15 protein-coding genes are annotated in these 14,836 nt (G+C 63.7%); 7 read left to right on the forward strand and 8 right to left on the reverse strand.

Going from position 1 to position 14,836, the window contains the following annotated elements:
* Positions 1 to 17: 17 nt before the first annotated feature.
* From ABW18_RS16320 to ABW18_RS16340, 5 genes are all read right to left on the reverse strand, one after another.
* Positions 18 to 1,634, reverse strand: a complete 1,617-nt coding sequence (locus ABW18_RS16320; RefSeq protein ID WP_083444434.1) for a long-chain-fatty-acid--CoA ligase — start codon at positions 1,632 to 1,634, stop codon at positions 18 to 20.
* Positions 1,631 to 2,749 carry an NAD(P)-dependent alcohol dehydrogenase gene (locus ABW18_RS16325; protein WP_049700019.1) on the reverse strand — a complete coding sequence of 373 codons (1,119 nt, stop codon included), beginning with the start codon at positions 2,747 to 2,749 and terminating at the stop codon, positions 1,631 to 1,633. Before ABW18_RS16325 ends, ABW18_RS16320 begins: the two co-directional genes overlap by 4 nt.
* Before the next feature lie 28 nt (positions 2,750 to 2,777).
* Positions 2,778 to 4,289, reverse strand: coding sequence for an aldehyde dehydrogenase family protein (locus ABW18_RS16330; RefSeq protein ID WP_049700020.1), 1,512 nt, complete (start codon positions 4,287 to 4,289; stop codon positions 2,778 to 2,780).
* Positions 4,290 to 4,316: 27 nt separating this feature from the next.
* A complete protein-coding gene (locus tag ABW18_RS16335; RefSeq protein ID WP_049700021.1) occupies positions 4,317 to 4,721 on the reverse strand; it encodes an SCP2 sterol-binding domain-containing protein in 405 nt (134 codons plus the stop codon).
* 126 nt (positions 4,722 to 4,847) lie between these two features.
* Positions 4,848 to 5,462: a TetR/AcrR family transcriptional regulator gene (locus ABW18_RS16340; protein WP_235434417.1), complete on the reverse strand. Its 615-nt coding sequence runs from the start codon at positions 5,460 to 5,462 to the stop codon at positions 4,848 to 4,850.
* Positions 5,463 to 5,863: 401 nt separating this feature from the next.
* Between ABW18_RS16340 and ABW18_RS16345 the strand changes: the two genes are divergently transcribed.
* The gene (locus tag ABW18_RS16345; protein ID WP_049700022.1) at positions 5,864 to 6,352 is read left to right on the forward strand and encodes a hypothetical protein; all 489 of its coding nucleotides are present in this window, start codon (positions 5,864 to 5,866) and stop codon (positions 6,350 to 6,352) included.
* Between the two features lie 95 nt (positions 6,353 to 6,447).
* On the opposite strand, the gene ABW18_RS16350 is transcribed toward ABW18_RS16345, so the two are convergent.
* The gene (locus ABW18_RS16350) at positions 6,448 to 7,158 is read right to left on the reverse strand and encodes an IclR family transcriptional regulator (RefSeq protein WP_049700023.1); all 711 of its coding nucleotides are present in this window, start codon (positions 7,156 to 7,158) and stop codon (positions 6,448 to 6,450) included.
* 65 nt (positions 7,159 to 7,223) lie between these two features.
* Between ABW18_RS16350 and ABW18_RS16355 the strand changes: the two genes are divergently transcribed.
* Positions 7,224 to 8,594, forward strand: a complete 1,371-nt coding sequence (locus ABW18_RS16355; RefSeq protein WP_049700024.1) for a CoA transferase — start codon at positions 7,224 to 7,226, stop codon at positions 8,592 to 8,594.
* An 11-nt stretch (positions 8,595 to 8,605) separates the two neighbouring features.
* On the opposite strand, the gene ABW18_RS16360 is transcribed toward ABW18_RS16355, so the two are convergent.
* Entirely contained in the window at positions 8,606 to 9,037 is a 432-nt protein-coding gene (locus ABW18_RS16360) for a MarR family winged helix-turn-helix transcriptional regulator (protein WP_083444436.1), read from the reverse strand.
* A 62-nt stretch (positions 9,038 to 9,099) separates the two neighbouring features.
* Here ABW18_RS16360 and ABW18_RS16365 point away from each other — a divergent pair, with 62 nt between their 5' ends.
* Entirely contained in the window at positions 9,100 to 9,498 is a 399-nt protein-coding gene (locus tag ABW18_RS16365) for a hypothetical protein (protein ID WP_152930110.1), read from the forward strand.
* A 60-nt stretch (positions 9,499 to 9,558) separates the two neighbouring features.
* On the forward strand, positions 9,559 to 10,242 hold the full coding sequence (locus tag ABW18_RS16370; protein ID WP_049700026.1) for a type 1 glutamine amidotransferase domain-containing protein: 684 nt from the start codon (positions 9,559 to 9,561) through the stop codon (positions 10,240 to 10,242).
* 423 nt (positions 10,243 to 10,665) lie between these two features.
* On the opposite strand, the gene ABW18_RS16375 is transcribed toward ABW18_RS16370, so the two are convergent.
* Positions 10,666 to 12,129 (reverse strand): MFS transporter, encoded by a 1,464-nt coding sequence (locus ABW18_RS16375; protein ID WP_049700027.1) that lies wholly within the window; start codon positions 12,127 to 12,129, stop codon positions 10,666 to 10,668.
* Positions 12,130 to 12,300: 171 nt separating this feature from the next.
* Here ABW18_RS16375 and ABW18_RS16380 point away from each other — a divergent pair, with 171 nt between their 5' ends.
* Genes ABW18_RS16380 through ABW18_RS16390 form a run of 3 tightly spaced genes read left to right on the forward strand, consistent with a single transcriptional unit; the run spans position 12,301 to position 14,799 of the window.
* Positions 12,301 to 13,269, forward strand: a complete 969-nt coding sequence (locus ABW18_RS16380; RefSeq protein WP_049700028.1) for a serine hydrolase — start codon at positions 12,301 to 12,303, stop codon at positions 13,267 to 13,269.
* A complete protein-coding gene (locus tag ABW18_RS16385) occupies positions 13,266 to 13,745 on the forward strand; it encodes an ArsR/SmtB family transcription factor (protein WP_049700029.1) in 480 nt (159 codons plus the stop codon). Before ABW18_RS16380 ends, ABW18_RS16385 begins: the two co-directional genes overlap by 4 nt.
* A 43-nt stretch (positions 13,746 to 13,788) precedes the next feature.
* Positions 13,789 to 14,799, forward strand: coding sequence for an acrylyl-CoA reductase family protein (locus ABW18_RS16390; protein ID WP_049700030.1), 1,011 nt, complete (start codon positions 13,789 to 13,791; stop codon positions 14,797 to 14,799).
* Positions 14,800 to 14,836 lie beyond the last annotated feature (37 nt).

Genomic DNA, 14,836 nt, shown 5'->3' on the forward strand with positions numbered 1-14,836 from the left:
CGTCGAGCCACAGAGGCTCACGTATGCAGTGTGCGGCCCGCCCAGTACTCCTTGCGGATCTCCCGCTTCAGGATCTTGCCGGTGGAGTTTCGCGGCAACGCGCTCACGAAGTCGACGGTCTTCGGTATCTTGTAGCCCGCCAGCCGACCGCGGCAGTAGTCGATGAGCTCATCCTCGGTGACGGCGCCGTCGGCGTTCAGCACAACCACTGCCTTCACCGATTCGCCCCACTTGTCGTCCGGAACACCGATCACCGCAACGTCGGCGACCGCCTCGTGTTCGATCACGACGCGCTCCACCTCGACGGGGTAGACGTTCTCACCGCCCGTGATGATCATGTCTTTGACGCGGTCAGAGATGAAGAGATAACCGTCGGGATCCATATGCCCGGCATCGCCTGTACGCAACCACTCGCCCACCAGAGTGTCTGCGGTCGCCTGCGGATTACGCCAGTATCCGAGCATGTGTTGCTGCGACTTCGTCCAGAGTTCACCCACGGTGTTCGGCGGAAGCGTATTACCATCGGGATCAACCACTTTGATGATGTTCCCAGGCAGTACCCGACCCGCCGAGACCAGTCGCTCGGGATGCGTCACATCGCGATGATCAGCCGGAGTGAGAACACTGAACACTCCCGACATCTCTGTCATCCCGTACACCTGATAGAAATCGACGTCCGGCCAGGCTTCCAGACAGGCACGAATCGTGGGCAGTGGCATCGGCGAACCGCCGTAGCCCAGACATCGCACCGCCGAATAGTCCCGCTTGTGCAGACGCCGATCCGCGAGAAAGAACCCATAGACCGCCGGCACAAAAAAGGCGTGAGTCACTGCGCGCTCGACCATTTCGTCGAGAACGGCACCGGGAACCATCTCGCGCACGATCACCGTCTGGGCGCCCACCGACATACCCGCAAGCACCCACGACGACCCTCCGACGTGAAACAGAGGCATGGCCACCATGCTCACCGAGTCCTCCGTGAAGCGAAATCCGGTGACCGCGGCACGACTGTGCGCCGACAGACTGCGGTGCGTGAGCATCGCCCCCTTGGGGTGCCCCGTCGTCCCAGAGGTGTATAGCTGCAGGAAAGCGACATCGGGGTCGAAAGGTACCGCCGCGAAAGATTCACTCCCACAATCCAACCAGCGCTCGTACTCGTCGTCGGGGCCACCGCTGACGATGACACGCTCAACCGTGGTGAGCTCGTCCCGGATCGCCGCAATGGTGTCGACGAACTCCGGCCCCGTGATGACGATAGCGGCCTGCGCATCGTTGATGATGTAGGCCACCTCCGCAGGTGACAGGCGAAAGTTGATGACCGCATTCGCGGCACCGGTCAACGACGCTGCGAGAGTGGTCTCGACGCACGCCACAGAGTTCTTGTCCAAGAATGCAATTCGATCTCCCGGCCGAACACCGGACGCTACCTGAGCAGCGGCGTTGCGCTCAATACGCTCACGGAACCGACTCCAAGTGAAGTGCCGATCGCCATCGATCACCGCCAGATCATCGGGCTTTTCGGCAACCCAGCGATCGACGACACCGATTATCGGCGTGACTTCGTCATTCGACGACGCCGCGTACGTCGACTTTGAGGTGACGTCGTGCCGCAGGGTGGGGCTCTGAAAGGTCATACGGGTGTGTCCTCCAAGCGTGAATTCTCCGGAATCAGAACAGGTTTGATGGCAGTTCCAGTGCGAAAATCCGCCAAAGCGCTCGCGATGTCGGTGAAGTCGTAGGTGGTGATCAGTTCGTCGAATGGGAACTTTCCCTCTTGCCACAGCGCGATGAGCTCGGGGATGAATCGGTGCGGGTCCGCATCGCCCTCGATCACACCGGTCAGCGTGCGTCCGAGTAACAGATGTCCTTGATCGACGGTGATCTCGTTCTCGAGCTTCTGCAGACCGAGCGTGGCACACGCGCCGGGCGACCGCAGCGACTCGAGAGCTTGGCGCACAACGACTCCCGACCCAACCGCATCGATCGTGTAGTCGAGCCCGCCCGCCAATTGCAGGATCTCCCACACGAGATCGCTGACCACCGTCGGGTCGAACGTATGCGTTGCCCCGAGCTTCCGTGCGACCGCCAGGCGTTCGGCATTCGGGTCGACGGCGATGATCGGATCACATCCAGAAGCCTTGGCAGCCATGACTGCCGACAGACCAACCGTCCCGATCCCCCACACGCCGATGCTCTGCCCTTCACTGGGCCGGTGCACGTTGAGCACCGCGCCCGCACCGGTGAGCAAACCACACCCCAGTGGCCCAAGGATGTCGATGGGCAGTCGGTCGTCGACCTTTACCGCATTCCGTGTACTGGCGACAGCGTGAGTGGCGAAAGAGGATTGTCCGAACCAACTTCCATGGACTTCCCGTTCGCCACTATGCAGTGTCGGCGTCCCGTCGAGACGGGTACCGAAGTAGTTGAGCGCGGCAAACAGCTCGCAGTACGCCGGGTGTCCGGATCGACAACTGGCGCACTCGCGGCAGTGGTCGAAAGTGAGTACCACGTGATCGCCGACCACTAATTCGGTCACTGCGCTTCCGACGGCCTCGACCACGCCCGCACCTTCATGTCCCACAACGTAAGGGGTTGGCAGCGGGACAGTTCCGTTGATCGCCGTGAGGTCGGTGTGGCAGATGCCAACGCCCGCAATGGAGACGAGAACCTCGTCGGACTCCAGATCGGTCGGGTAGACCTCTTCGATGGACGGTTCATCACCGACTTCTGCGAAGACTGCTGCACGCATCCGACCGGAGCTCCGTGTCGTCGACACCTCAGTCCTCCCTCGGTACGACAAGGTCGTACACCTTGTTCTCGATACGACGAGCGAGATCGACGTGGACGAACTTCTCCTCGGTGTACTCGTCGAGCGCATGCGGTCCGAGCTCGCGTCCGTTGCCGCTCTGCTTGTAACCGCCGAACGGATACAACGCATTGACCATGTGCCAGTCGTTGATCCACACCGTGCCCGATTCGATCTGTGCCGCGACGTCGAGAGCCGCGTCGATATCCTCGCTCCAGACCCCGGCAGACAGTCCGTACTCGCTGTCGTTGGCGATCGCGACCGCTTCGGCCACGCTTCGATACTTGATGACGACGAGAACGGGACCGAAGATCTCCTCCTGTGCGATCGTCATCCAATTGTCGACGTCGGTGAAAATCGTTGGTCCGAACCAGTTTCCGGAATCGAACTCGCCTCCGGTCAGGCGCGCGCCACCGAAAGCCAGTGTTGCGCCCTCCTTCGTACCCAGTTCGACGTAGTGCTCGATGCGCTGACGTTGTTCGGCCGAGATGATCGGTCCCATATCGGTATCGAAGTCGTCTGGATCACCTACACGAATGGCGGCCGCGCGTTCGACGAGCCGTGCGACGAATTCGTCGTGCAACGATTCCGGCAGCAGCAGGCGTGTACCTGATTCACATGCCTGTCCCTGGTAGAGGCAGAAGGCGAAGAGAGCCGCGTCAACCGCTTGCGACAGATCGGCGTCGGGCAGAATGATGTTTGCGCCCTTGCCGCCGAGTTCGAGGGTCACCTTCTTGATGTTCACGGCCGAGAGCTCGGTGATGGTGCGGCCCACCGCAGTTGAGCCTGTGAAGGCAACCTTGCGGACGTCAGGATGAGCGGCCAACCGCGCACCGACCACCTCACCCGGCCCGGTCACGACGTTGAAGACGCCCGCGGGGATGCCCGCGTCGTCTGCCGCGCGAGCCATCTCGAGGAGAGTCAACGGCGTCTTCTCATCCGGCTTCAGAACGATCGTGTTGCCTGCCGCCAATGCGGGGCCGAACTTCCACACCGCCAGCAGCATCGGGAAGTTCCACGGGACGATGCCCGCGACAACCCCGAACGGCTCCCGACGAACGATCCCTGCTGCGGTGGTCGGATAGCCGAGCATCGGCCCGCTGCGGGTGAATTCGTAACTCGCCGCAAGATCGGCAAAGTACTGCAGATGAGAAATCGCGTAGCCGACATGGAATGCCATTGCCTGTCGTCGAGTCACCCCGTTCTCGGCAATATGCAGATCGACGAGATCGTCCATGCGCTCGTTGAGAATCTCGACCCACCGCGACATCACCTTCGCACGTTCCTCCGGAGGCGTGTTCCGCCATTCGCCATTACGGTGTGCCCGCAATGCCGAAGCAACTGCCCGGTCAGCGTCGTCGGCGTTGCCGAATGCGACGGTCGCCACCAACTCATCCGACGCCGGGTTGATCACGTCGGTGCTGACGGCCGAGTCGACCCAGTCGCCGTCGATGTACATCTGATAGTGCAACGATGTGGTCACGAATGCTCCTCTCTCGCGCGAGAACCGTCAGGCGTTCTCGGCGTCCTTCACCGACACCAGATCTCGATAGATCGGAAACACCGGCTTGGCCGCTGGGATGAGCTTGAGGATCTTCGACACCGGCCCCTTCGCCTTCACCTGCCCCTTGGCGAGTCCCACTGCGACGTTGTACTCCCCGCGCCAGAACTTGTTGCCGTTGTCCGCGGACATCGACATGCGCACATCCGGGGTCAGCTCGCTGTCGCCTTCGATGACAGCGATGGCCGGCTCCTTCAGGACAACGGTGATCGACGCATCGGGCGCCGAATAGTCCAGTCGGAGAACAATATTGGCCGCCCGCAGTGTTGACCCGACGCCGTCGACACCATCAGCCTGCTTGAACACGCCACCGAGATACTCGTACACCTCGGATGCGTCAGCGAAGTAGCTCATCGTAGATCCCTCTCTCACCGGCGATCGGCCGCCCGATGTGTGACGACTATCTCACTGACCGTACGTACAGTCAATAGTCGCAATGAGACTTCGACGCCCCGCTTTCCGGGTATGGGAAAACCGCTCTCAGCTGGGCGTAGCGCCCCCGTCGAGGACCTCGTACACCGCCGCACGGACTCGGCCGGCCGGATCGATCAAGGCATCGATGCCTTCGCTGGACAACATCAGGCCTCGGAGGATCAGCAGCACATACGTGGTGGCGACGTCGTCGTTGGACTGCGAACCGGCGGGGTTGAACCACGTCCACATCCATTGCGTACCGCCAAAGATCTGCAGCGCCAGGATCGACGAGTTGCCGTCGTGGAAGACCCCCGTACTCATCCCCTCGTCGAGGATGGCCTTGACGAGATCACGGTATTCGTGGCGTAGGTCGCGGGATCGTCGCATCGACGGGGCGTCGTTGAAGCGCACGATCTCACGCTGGAACGCGACCGTTTCCGTTCGCCCGTAGGTCTGGTACATGGTGAACGCCCAGACCAGACCCGCCAGACGTTCCTCGACGGCGTCGAGGCGCCCGACAATGTCTTGCGCTTCGACGAGCCGCTTCTCCATGTAGCGCTCGTGGGCGTCGGCAAACAGCCGTTCCTTGGTGCCGAAGTGGTGGACGATGGTGCCCTTGCTGATGCCCAATTCGTCGGCGATGGATCCGAAATTGGTGCCGTCGTATCCCGACTCCGCCACGTGGCGAGTGAATGCGTCTCGAATTTCGTCGCGACTGCTCGGACGCGCATTCGCTGTCGAGCGCCGTTTACTCGTCGAAACCGATTCCGTCACCACCTCAGTTTGCCCTCCCCCGCGCTCACGCGGGCAGCCGCGTCAAGGTCGCGCCCGCGTCCGCGTCGAATTCCGCCCGAACAATCGGGGCTCACTGGTGCTCAGACCTGTTCACCATCCGACGACGCAGCCAGATGTGTGTCGTATCGAAGGATGTGTGTGCTGCAGCGCCCACATCCTTACGTAAGACACACATTTACCGCACCCACTCGGCACCAGCCGCGCCAATGGTCGCGCTCGTCGGTAACGAAATGCCAGGGATCCGCGCAATCGGCTAACACACCCCGCCCCGATACCGACAGACCAGTATGGGACACCTCAGAAGGCTCGGCGCGGCGGCTGCGACAACCGCGATCATCGGCTCAGGGATCACCGCAGGCACCGCCTCGGCGTCGATCTTTCACAACGGTCCGGGCGGCGGATTCCAAACCTCCACCACCCCCTGTACGGGCATCAGTCCCAACGTGATCGACCTGCCCTACTCCGGGAGAATCTTTGTCTCCCAATCAAATCCGCTCCGAAGCGGCTACGCCGACATCCGGATCGACGCCAACATGTCGGTCTGGGGCTATACCAACCTGATCGACGTCCGCTGGCGAAACCTCGGCACCGGCAAGACCGGGCAGTTGCGCGGCCAACTCGGTGTGCGCCTCTCCGACGGTGGCACGATGAAGACCTTCGAGGGCGTGAACACCGGCCCGGGCCGGGTCCGCATCGAGTTCCGTCCGACCAATCGGGGCGCACTGCTGACCACACCGGCCACCTCGCAGTGCTCAGACGTGTTCACCATCCGATAACTCGGCCAACGGGCAGCTAAATATGTGTCGAATCGAATGAGTTGGGTGCTGCAGCACCCACATCCTTACGTAAGACACACATCTAGCGAGCCCCATTAGCCGGCAACGCCTCCATCAAGCCATTCCCGCGCCCGCCGCGCGGCCTTGTCCACGGCCCGCCCGGTGCGGGTTCGACGACCGACCACCACGACGACGCCGACCAACAGCCCGCGCTCGAACACCGGAACACCCGCGGCGCGGATCTCGGGATCGGCGAGCCCGTCGCTGATCGCATGGCCGCGACGTCGAATCCCGGCGACCTCACGACGGAAACCAACGGCGTCGGCCGGTCCGGCGTGAATCGCCAACAACCGGTCGCGCTCACCGTCGTCGGCGAAAGCCAGGAACGCACGCCCGGCCGCCGTACGAAGAAGTGGTCGCGGACGGTACTCCCCGACCACCGCTTCTGCATACTCCGACACCTCGCCGACGCTCCCGAGATACACGACGTCGGAGCCGACGAGCACCGCAAGCGCCACCGGTAGACCTGTGTACTCCGCCAGCGCCGCAAGCCCATCGGAGTCGATCGGCGGTGCATCGGCATGGGCCGCGATCAGCCGCAACGTCATCAGCCGCGGACCCAGCCGGTACCTGCTGTCGGATCGAACCAGGTATCCACACGACACCAGGTCATCAAGCAGATCCGACGTCGACGACACCGGTGCGTCAACAGAACGCGCAATCTCGCTCAGCGACAACGGTTTCGACGCACGAGCGACCTCTTCCAGTAGCCGGTCGGCTCGCACGACGGCGCGTTGTCCACCCACCGCCTACATCTTACGTATATTCGGAAACTCACCGGCGGTGCAAGCGCGACGCGAAGATTGGAGACATGCCAACCAGCACGCCGCGCGTCTCCGACATCGTCGACGGCCTGACCGCGCTCACCGGAACCGACGTCGGTCCGACGCGCATCTCCGGCGCTGACCCGATCACGCCGTCACCCCACCGAATCGGCGACGCATCGGCAGCGGCGATCGCGGCGTTCGGCGCTCAGATCTCAGCGCTGGGTGACAGCTCGGGAGTGTCCGTGACTGTCTCCGACGCCGTCGACCAATTGCGTGCCGCATACCTGACCGCGATCAACGGGCAATCAGCCGGATCGGTCGCAGAAGACCCGACAGCACTGCGCAGCAACGACTTCTATCGCACTGCCGACGGCTGGACGTTCTTGATCACCACCTTTCCGCACCAACGCGACGCCGTCTGCTCCGTCCTGGACTGCCCGCCGACAAAGGAGCACATTGCACAGGCCGCTCTCACATGGAATTCCGTTGCCCTCGAAGAAGCCGTGGTTGCGGCGGGCGGCGTTGCGGCCGCAGCACGAACCGCCGAACAGTGGGCCGCGTCGCCGGTGGGCATCGACGTCGCGCGACGACCGGTCATCGACCTGGAACGCATCGACGACTCCGACCCCGAATCCCTCACCGCACCACGAGAATGGCCGCCGCTGAATGGCGTTCGAGTTGTGGATATGACTCACGTGATTGCCGGCCCGGTGAGCACCGAACTGCTGGCCGCTTTCGGAGCCGACGTCGTGCACGTCACCCGGCCCGACCTCGTCGACCCGCACCCCATGCCAGCACTCACCGGTGGCGGAAAACACAACGCCTACTGCGATGTTCGCGACCCAGACCAGTTGGCCGAACTCACCGATCTGATCGCCGACGGCGACGTCTTGGTGAACGCCTACCGCGGCCTGCAGCGCCACGGCCTCGATGCCGAGCACCTCGCACGACGGCGACCGGGCATCATCGTCGTCGAATATCACTGCTGGGGCTCCGACGGACCGTGGGGAGATCGCGGTGGATTTGATCAACTTGCTTGTTCAGCAACCGGTTTCAGCCTCGAAGAGGGGCGCGGCGGGCCTCCGACGCTACCCCCGACACACCTCCTCAACGACTATCTGGCCGCTTACCTCGGCGCGACGGGAATCGTTGCCGCGCTTCGTCGTCGACAATCTGAGGGCGGTTCTTGGAGGGTGCGCGTGCGACTCGCGCGCGTGTGCACCTGGGTGCAATCTCTCGGTCCGTCGGGCGCCGACTCCGACATCGACTGGGGCACAAGGTCAATCGAGCTGGCGACAGTCGACGGCCCGTTCGGCCGTATCGACGAACCGGTGATCCCCATCATGTTCGACGGCAAGCCCACGCCGCGACCGCTACCCGCGCACCCCCTCGGCACATCCCCACTGGCGTGGTGACCACACGGGCCTTAGCCGCCGAGTCGGGACAGGTACCCCAGCAGCGTCGACATCTCGGCGTCGTCCAAGGTGCCGAACACCTCGCGCTGGACCGCCGCAACCACTCGTTCCAGATCGTCCAGCGTGCGTTCGCCTGAAGTGGTCAGCGACACCAGCTTTCGTTGCCGGTGAGCCGGATCGGCCGTTCGCTGGACCATCCCCCGAGCCTCGAGGTCGCGGACTGTAACCGCGACGTCGCGTCGGTCGAGTTCTGCCGCGCGGCCGAGTTCCGTCTGACTCACCGGGCCGAGGTCGGCCACGACCGCCAGCACGCGAAATTCGTAGCCCGTGACACCCGCGATGCGCAGTCGTTCGTGTAGCACCTGATGCGAACGCGCAGCGGCCCGCGAGAGCTGCCACGTCGGCAAGTCGGTTAGTCGATGCGGCGTCGAAGAATCACTCACTGTTGGTACCACCAATGGTCTGCTACTGTTGGTCACACCAACGGTACACGCGGGAGGTCACCATGACACGCTCACTGCCCCAGATCATCGGCTCTACCGAGAGCGCGCTCGGCGCACTCCTCGACCACGCGCTGGCGCCCTTCCCAGCCCTCGGCCGAGCCGAGTGGATCTACCTGAACATGAGCCTCGCCGGCGCACCCCTTCCCGTGATCGCGGCAACCCTGCAGCGGTCCGTCGAATCCGTCGAGCACATACGAATCGCGCTCCGCGACAACGGAATCCTCGACGACGCGCACAAACTCACCAGCGCAGGCAATGACCAAATCACCGCCGCACGCGAATCCGTCACCACAGCAACGGCCCAACTCACCGCCGACATCGACGCATCCGACATCGACGCCACCGCCAGGACTCTCGAGCTCATCCAACAACGGGCCCGCGCGCAGGCCACCGCCGGTTGACACTGCTTACATCTGCCCTTACCGTCGGACCAACACACCACCGACGGAAAGCTGCACACGATGGTCACTCGCATCCTCAACGTCGTCACCAACGTGAGCCACTACGACGATCCATCGCACGCCACCGGTCTGTGGTTGTCGGAGTTGACCCACGCGTGGGAGATTTTCGACGACGCCGGTTATACACAGACTCTGGTCAGCCCAGCGGGTGGACACTCACCGCTCGAACCGCGGTCGCTGAAGTTTCCGAACTACGACAAGACCGCGAAGGCATGGCGCGCCGACCCCGACCGCATGTCGCTGCTCGACACCACCGCAGCTCCCGACGACATCGACTCCGCCGACTTCGACGCCATCTTCTTCACCGGCGGCCACGCGGTGATGTACGACTTCCCCGACAGTGTTGGGCTGCAACGCATCACCCGCGAGATCTTCGAGCGAGGCGGAGTGGTCGCATCGGTCTGCCACGGCTACTGCGGACTACTGAACACCACGTTGTCCGACGGCTCGCTGCTCGTTGCCGGCCGTGATGTCACCGGATTCGCCTGGCAGGAAGAGGTTCTCGCGCGAGTCAACAAGCTGGTGCCGTACAACGCCGAAGAAGAGATGCGCAGCCGCGGCGCCAACTACCACAAGGCGAAACTGCCGTTCGTCTCCTACACCGTCGTCGACGGCCGCCTGGTCACCGGCCAAAACCCCGGATCGGCGAAAGAGACTGCGCAGAAGGTGGTTTCGGTCCTCTGAACACGCCACAGCGACCGGGAGTCCTCCAGAGATAACCGATGCGGCCCGTGGGAGCTCACAGATTCCCCTTCGTCCCAGGCATTTTCGCCAGCACGTGATCCGTCCGAATACGTTCCGGACCGCTCCCGTTTTCAGTCAATTTCAGCGCTGCCCGGCGGCAAAAGCCCAGGTCGGCTCACCGGGATCGTTCAGAAATGACTGAAAACGGGAGAGCCGAGACAGCCGGCTACCCCCAGACAGCGAAACACCCCCTCATCTGCGTAGATGAGGGGGTGTTTCTGGCGGCGGCGAGGTGGGGTGTTGCTCTATCGTCGTCATCGCCTTGACAATCTGGTGGCTAACCAGAGCTTCTGGATAGTCCTTCGGCTTTCAGTCGCTCGCCAACCCTCTGACTGTTGGCGCTGGCTAACGTCGTCGCGTCCGCTAGTGAGCTTCCTCGGCGTTGCGGGAGTTGGTCAGCGTGAGGGCGCCGATGCCCGCGATCACGCCGACGACGATCCCCAGCACGACATACGTGATGCTCTCCCCGTGGAAGAACGTGTCGGTGAAGGCCGCAGTCCACTTCCCCTCCGGTAGGTGCGCCGCAACGAGCGTCGCGAGCATCGTGCCGACGATCGCCGTGCCGACGCTGCTGCCGACCTCCTGCGCTGTGTCGTTGAGCGCGGTACCGATCGACGTCTGGTTCTCGGGCATCGCGTCGACCAGTGCGATCGCACAGATCGTCATGACCGTCCGCAATCCGAAGGTCATCACGACCATGAAGATCGCGATCGCGAGGTATCCATGCGTGACACCCCAGCCGAGACCCGCGGTGCCCGCTGCGAGCGCCATCGCGCCGATGAAGCAGGTCATCCGGTGACCGAAGCGGGTGATCAGTGCCTCCGACAGCGGTGTTGCGAGGAGCATCGTCGCGATCATCGGCAGGTTGGCCAGACCGGCCTTCATCGGACTCCAGCCGTAGGCGTACTGGAAGTGCAGGATGAGACCGAACATCACGCTGGCCATCGCGATTGCGCTACCGACCTGGGCGATCGTCGCACCGCGCACGGTGCCGTTGCGGAACAGGGAGAGGTTCAACATCGGTGCTGCGCTTCGCCGTTCATGCCAGACGAATGCCGCACCTGCGACCACCGCGCCGATGATCGATGCCAGCGTCATCGCCGACGCCCAGCCGTGGTCGACGCCACTGGTCAACGACCAGCAGGCAAGGCCGATCGTCGCGATACTCAGCAGCGCTCCCGGGATGTCGAGCTTGTAGTCGGTGAGGTCTTCACGACGATCCGACGCGACGCCGAACCAGATGCCGATGCCTGCGATGAGCGCGATCGGCGCATTGACGACGAGCAGCCATTCCCACCGCACATGAGCAAGCGCCGAGCCACCCAGTATCGGACCGAGCACGAATCCGGCCATGCCGACGACGATCATCACGGTCATCGCGCGCATGCGCAGCTTCTGGTCGTCGAAGAGACGGAAGACCAGCGAGTTGGTGATCGGGGCCATCATCGCGGCGGCGACGCCGAGAGCGGCTCGCAACGCGATCAGTTCGGTCGTCGAGTTCACGAGCACGACCAGCAGGCTGAGCAGCCCGAACGCGGCCAGACCGATCATCAGGACGCGTCGTCGACCGAATCTGTCCGCGATCGAGCCCGCGGTGAGCAGCAGCCCGCCGAAGGTGAGCGAGTACGCACCGGTGATCCACTGCAGCGCAGTGGTGCTGCTGCCGAGGTCGCGACCGATAGTCGGCAGCGCGATCGAGAGCAGTGTGTTGTCGACCATCTCGACGAAGAAGGCCAGACAGAGCGCAGCAAGCGGTATGGCTGCTGCGGCGAGAGACGTGTAAGTGCGCGACGAACTCTGCGTCGCGGCATCAGTGGTGGTTGCCATGACAGCACCTCCTATCAGTAGTCAGGATTTGTTGACACTGACGTTAGGGAGCTGCGCTTACGCGGCCCTGCCGTCGCCTGTCGTCGGCCTGACAGTCGATAACGATGGTTGCGGCGGCACAAACTGTTCGATAGTTTCGTAATTACGTACTTACGAACTTGAGGAGTTCCGATGCGCCACGCTTGCTACCTCGCATTCGTGCTGGCCGTAGCCGTGGGTCTCTTCACCCCCGCGTACGCCCCCGCCGCACCCCCTTCCGCAGCCTCGATGTGTGCTCAACCCGCACAGCCGAACGTCACCACCGTGCCCGGCTGGATCGGGTACCTCGCCGCCCATCGCAGCAACTACGCGCTGAGTGTGCGACCGCTCGACGGCGACCCGATCACGCACAACGCCGACGTTCCGTTCCCCGCGGCGTCGTCGATCAAACTCATCCATCTCGCGGCGTATTCGCGGGCGGTTGCCGACGGCCGGCTCGACCCGGAAGCGCGTGTCCCCGTCACGGATTGGCAGCGCTGGTACATCCCGCTCGACGGCGGAGCGCACGTTCGAGCGCTCGAGTACCTAGGTATTCCCGCACGCAAGGGCATCCCGCTCGACCTCTCGGCCACGGTGACCTACCGCCAACTCGCCGACGTGATGATCCGCTTCTCCGACTCCGCAGCCCCCGACCTGCTTCGTAACACGCTGGGCGACAACGCTTTACGTGACGTCATGGTGCGCTACGGATTCACCGGACAGGTACCGGGCCTCTTCGACACGTACCTCGCTATCGCCAATCCTCTTCGACCACAGACTGATTCGTATCTCGAGGCGACATCGAATGCGCTCAACGCGCTGATGACGAGCCTTGCCGACGGCTCGTTCGGGCCCGGTGCAGAGCTTGCGCGCCGCCATCTCGAATACCAGGGACCGATGCCCGACGGCTCGGTGCTCGGATTCAAGGGCGGCAGCCTCCCCGGAGTGATCACCGAGGTCTTCGAATACCGCACGCCCGACGGCAGGATCGGGACCGGCACGCTGATGGTCCGCGGCGTCTCCCAGCGCGACGCCGCGGCCGACAAGTTCACCCACCAGAAACTGCTCCTCGCAGCCATCACCGATCGCGACGTCGGACACGCGCTACGGTGCTTGGGGTGAGCAGTGATCCGTCCGACGACCTCGCAGCCCGAGTCGCACGCCTCGAAGCGGCGGTCTTCGCCGCGGGCGACCGCGTGGACAGCGAACCGGACTCGGCCACTGAGGGCCGGTCGGGCATGCTCGAATACTCGGGCAGCGTCGATTTCACCGGACCTGTCACCTGGAATATCGCCTATTCGGCCGACGCGACGCTCGATCTCGCGCCGGAGACGACCGCGAACGTGTTCGCCGCGCTCGGCCATCCCGCACGCGTCGAGATCGTGCGCCTTCTGGCACGCGGCAACGCCTCGGTCGCACATCTGCAGGAGTCAGGCGACTTCGGAACATCGGGTCAGCTTTACCACCACCTGAAGATCCTGACCGCGGCGTCGATCGTCACCAAAGTCGGTCGCAACGACTACGGAATCGCCCCGACGCACCTGGTCCCGGTGCTGATCTGTCTGCTCGCCGCAGGCGACATCGGAGGAATGCTCTGACCTACGCTGGATTTCGACGACCCATGACGATCCGAGGAGCACAATGACGCGCACCCTGCCCGATCAGTTCACCGTCCTGATGGCACGCGAGTCCGACGGCGAAATCACCTTGGCAAGCGAGCAACTCGACGCCACCCAACTGCCTGACGGCGAGGTGACGATCGCGGTCGACTACTCCGGCGTGAATTACAAGGACGCACTCGCTGTCACACCGCGCGGCGGCGTGGTGCGCGACTACCCCATCGTGCCGGGGATCGACCTCGCCGGCGAGGTAGTCGCATCGTCGACACTCGACTTCGCCCCCGGCGATCGCGTTGTGGCACATGGCGGTCCGATCGGAACCGCACAACACGGCGGTTATGCCGCCTACGCACGGGTCCCTGCCGCGCAGGTCGTACGACTCGACACCCTCTCGACGCGCGAAGCCGCCGCCATCGGCACTGCGGGCTTCACCGCGGCACTGAGTGTCGTCGCGCTTCTCGACCGCGGGCTCACCCCGGACGACGGCCCCGTGGTGGTCACCGGAGCCAGTGGCGGAGTCGGCTCGGTGAGCGTCGATCTCCTCAGCGCACTCGGTTTCGACGTCACCGCGTCGAGTGGAAAGTCCGACGCCGCAGCGCTATTGACCGAGCTCGGCGCGACGTCGGTTGTCGGCCGACTCGTCGACGACGACACCAAGGTTCGTCCGCTCGGGAAATCGCAGTGGGCGGGCGCAGTCGATTGTGTCGGCGGCAAGACGCTCGCCTACGTGTTGTCGACGATGAACCACAGCGGGTCGGTCGCTGCGAGCGGTCTCACCGGTGGCGCCGACCTCCCGACAACAGTCATGCCCTTCATCCTGCGCGGCGTGGCACTCCTCGGAATCGACTCGGTGTCCATCGGACCCGAGCTTCGCCGGTCGGTCTGGGCACGCCTCGAAACCGACTTGCGCCCAGCCCATCTCGATCGACTCATCACCGAGATCGGAGTCGATGATCTCGACGGCTCGCTCGCCGAGATACGGGCGGGCCGAACGACGGGACGAACCGTAGTGCCTATCAGCGCTCAGAGCTGAGCTGCAGCGGCGGCGGCTGTCGAAGAGCACGCCACCT

This window comes from Gordonia jacobaea (assembly GCF_001186365.1).
GTDB lineage: Bacteria > Actinomycetota > Actinomycetes > Mycobacteriales > Mycobacteriaceae > Gordonia > Gordonia jacobaea.

Excerpts from the sequence above, each read along its gene's own strand:
- ABW18_RS16380 (WP_049700028.1), top strand. The coding sequence starts at position 12,301 with ATGCGCCACGCTTGCTACCTCGCATTCGTGCTGGCCGTAGCCGTGGGT.
- ABW18_RS16365 (WP_152930110.1), top strand. The coding sequence starts at position 9,100 with ATGACACGCTCACTGCCCCAGATCATCGGCTCTACCGAGAGCGCGCTC.
- ABW18_RS16335 (WP_049700021.1), bottom strand. The coding sequence starts at position 4,721 with ATGAGCTACTTCGCTGACGCATCCGAGGTGTACGAGTATCTCGGTGGC.
- ABW18_RS16370 (WP_049700026.1), top strand. The coding sequence starts at position 9,559 with ATGGTCACTCGCATCCTCAACGTCGTCACCAACGTGAGCCACTACGAC.
- ABW18_RS16320 (WP_083444434.1), bottom strand. The coding sequence starts at position 1,634 with ATGACCTTTCAGAGCCCCACCCTGCGGCACGACGTCACCTCAAAGTCG.
- ABW18_RS16325 (WP_049700019.1), bottom strand. The coding sequence starts at position 2,749 with ATGCGTGCAGCAGTCTTCGCAGAAGTCGGTGATGAACCGTCCATCGAA.
- ABW18_RS16375 (WP_049700027.1), bottom strand. The coding sequence starts at position 12,129 with ATGGCAACCACCACTGATGCCGCGACGCAGAGTTCGTCGCGCACTTAC.
- ABW18_RS16345 (WP_049700022.1), top strand. The coding sequence starts at position 5,864 with ATGGGACACCTCAGAAGGCTCGGCGCGGCGGCTGCGACAACCGCGATC.
- ABW18_RS16355 (WP_049700024.1), top strand. The coding sequence starts at position 7,224 with ATGCCAACCAGCACGCCGCGCGTCTCCGACATCGTCGACGGCCTGACC.
- ABW18_RS16390 (WP_049700030.1), top strand. The coding sequence starts at position 13,789 with ATGACGCGCACCCTGCCCGATCAGTTCACCGTCCTGATGGCACGCGAG.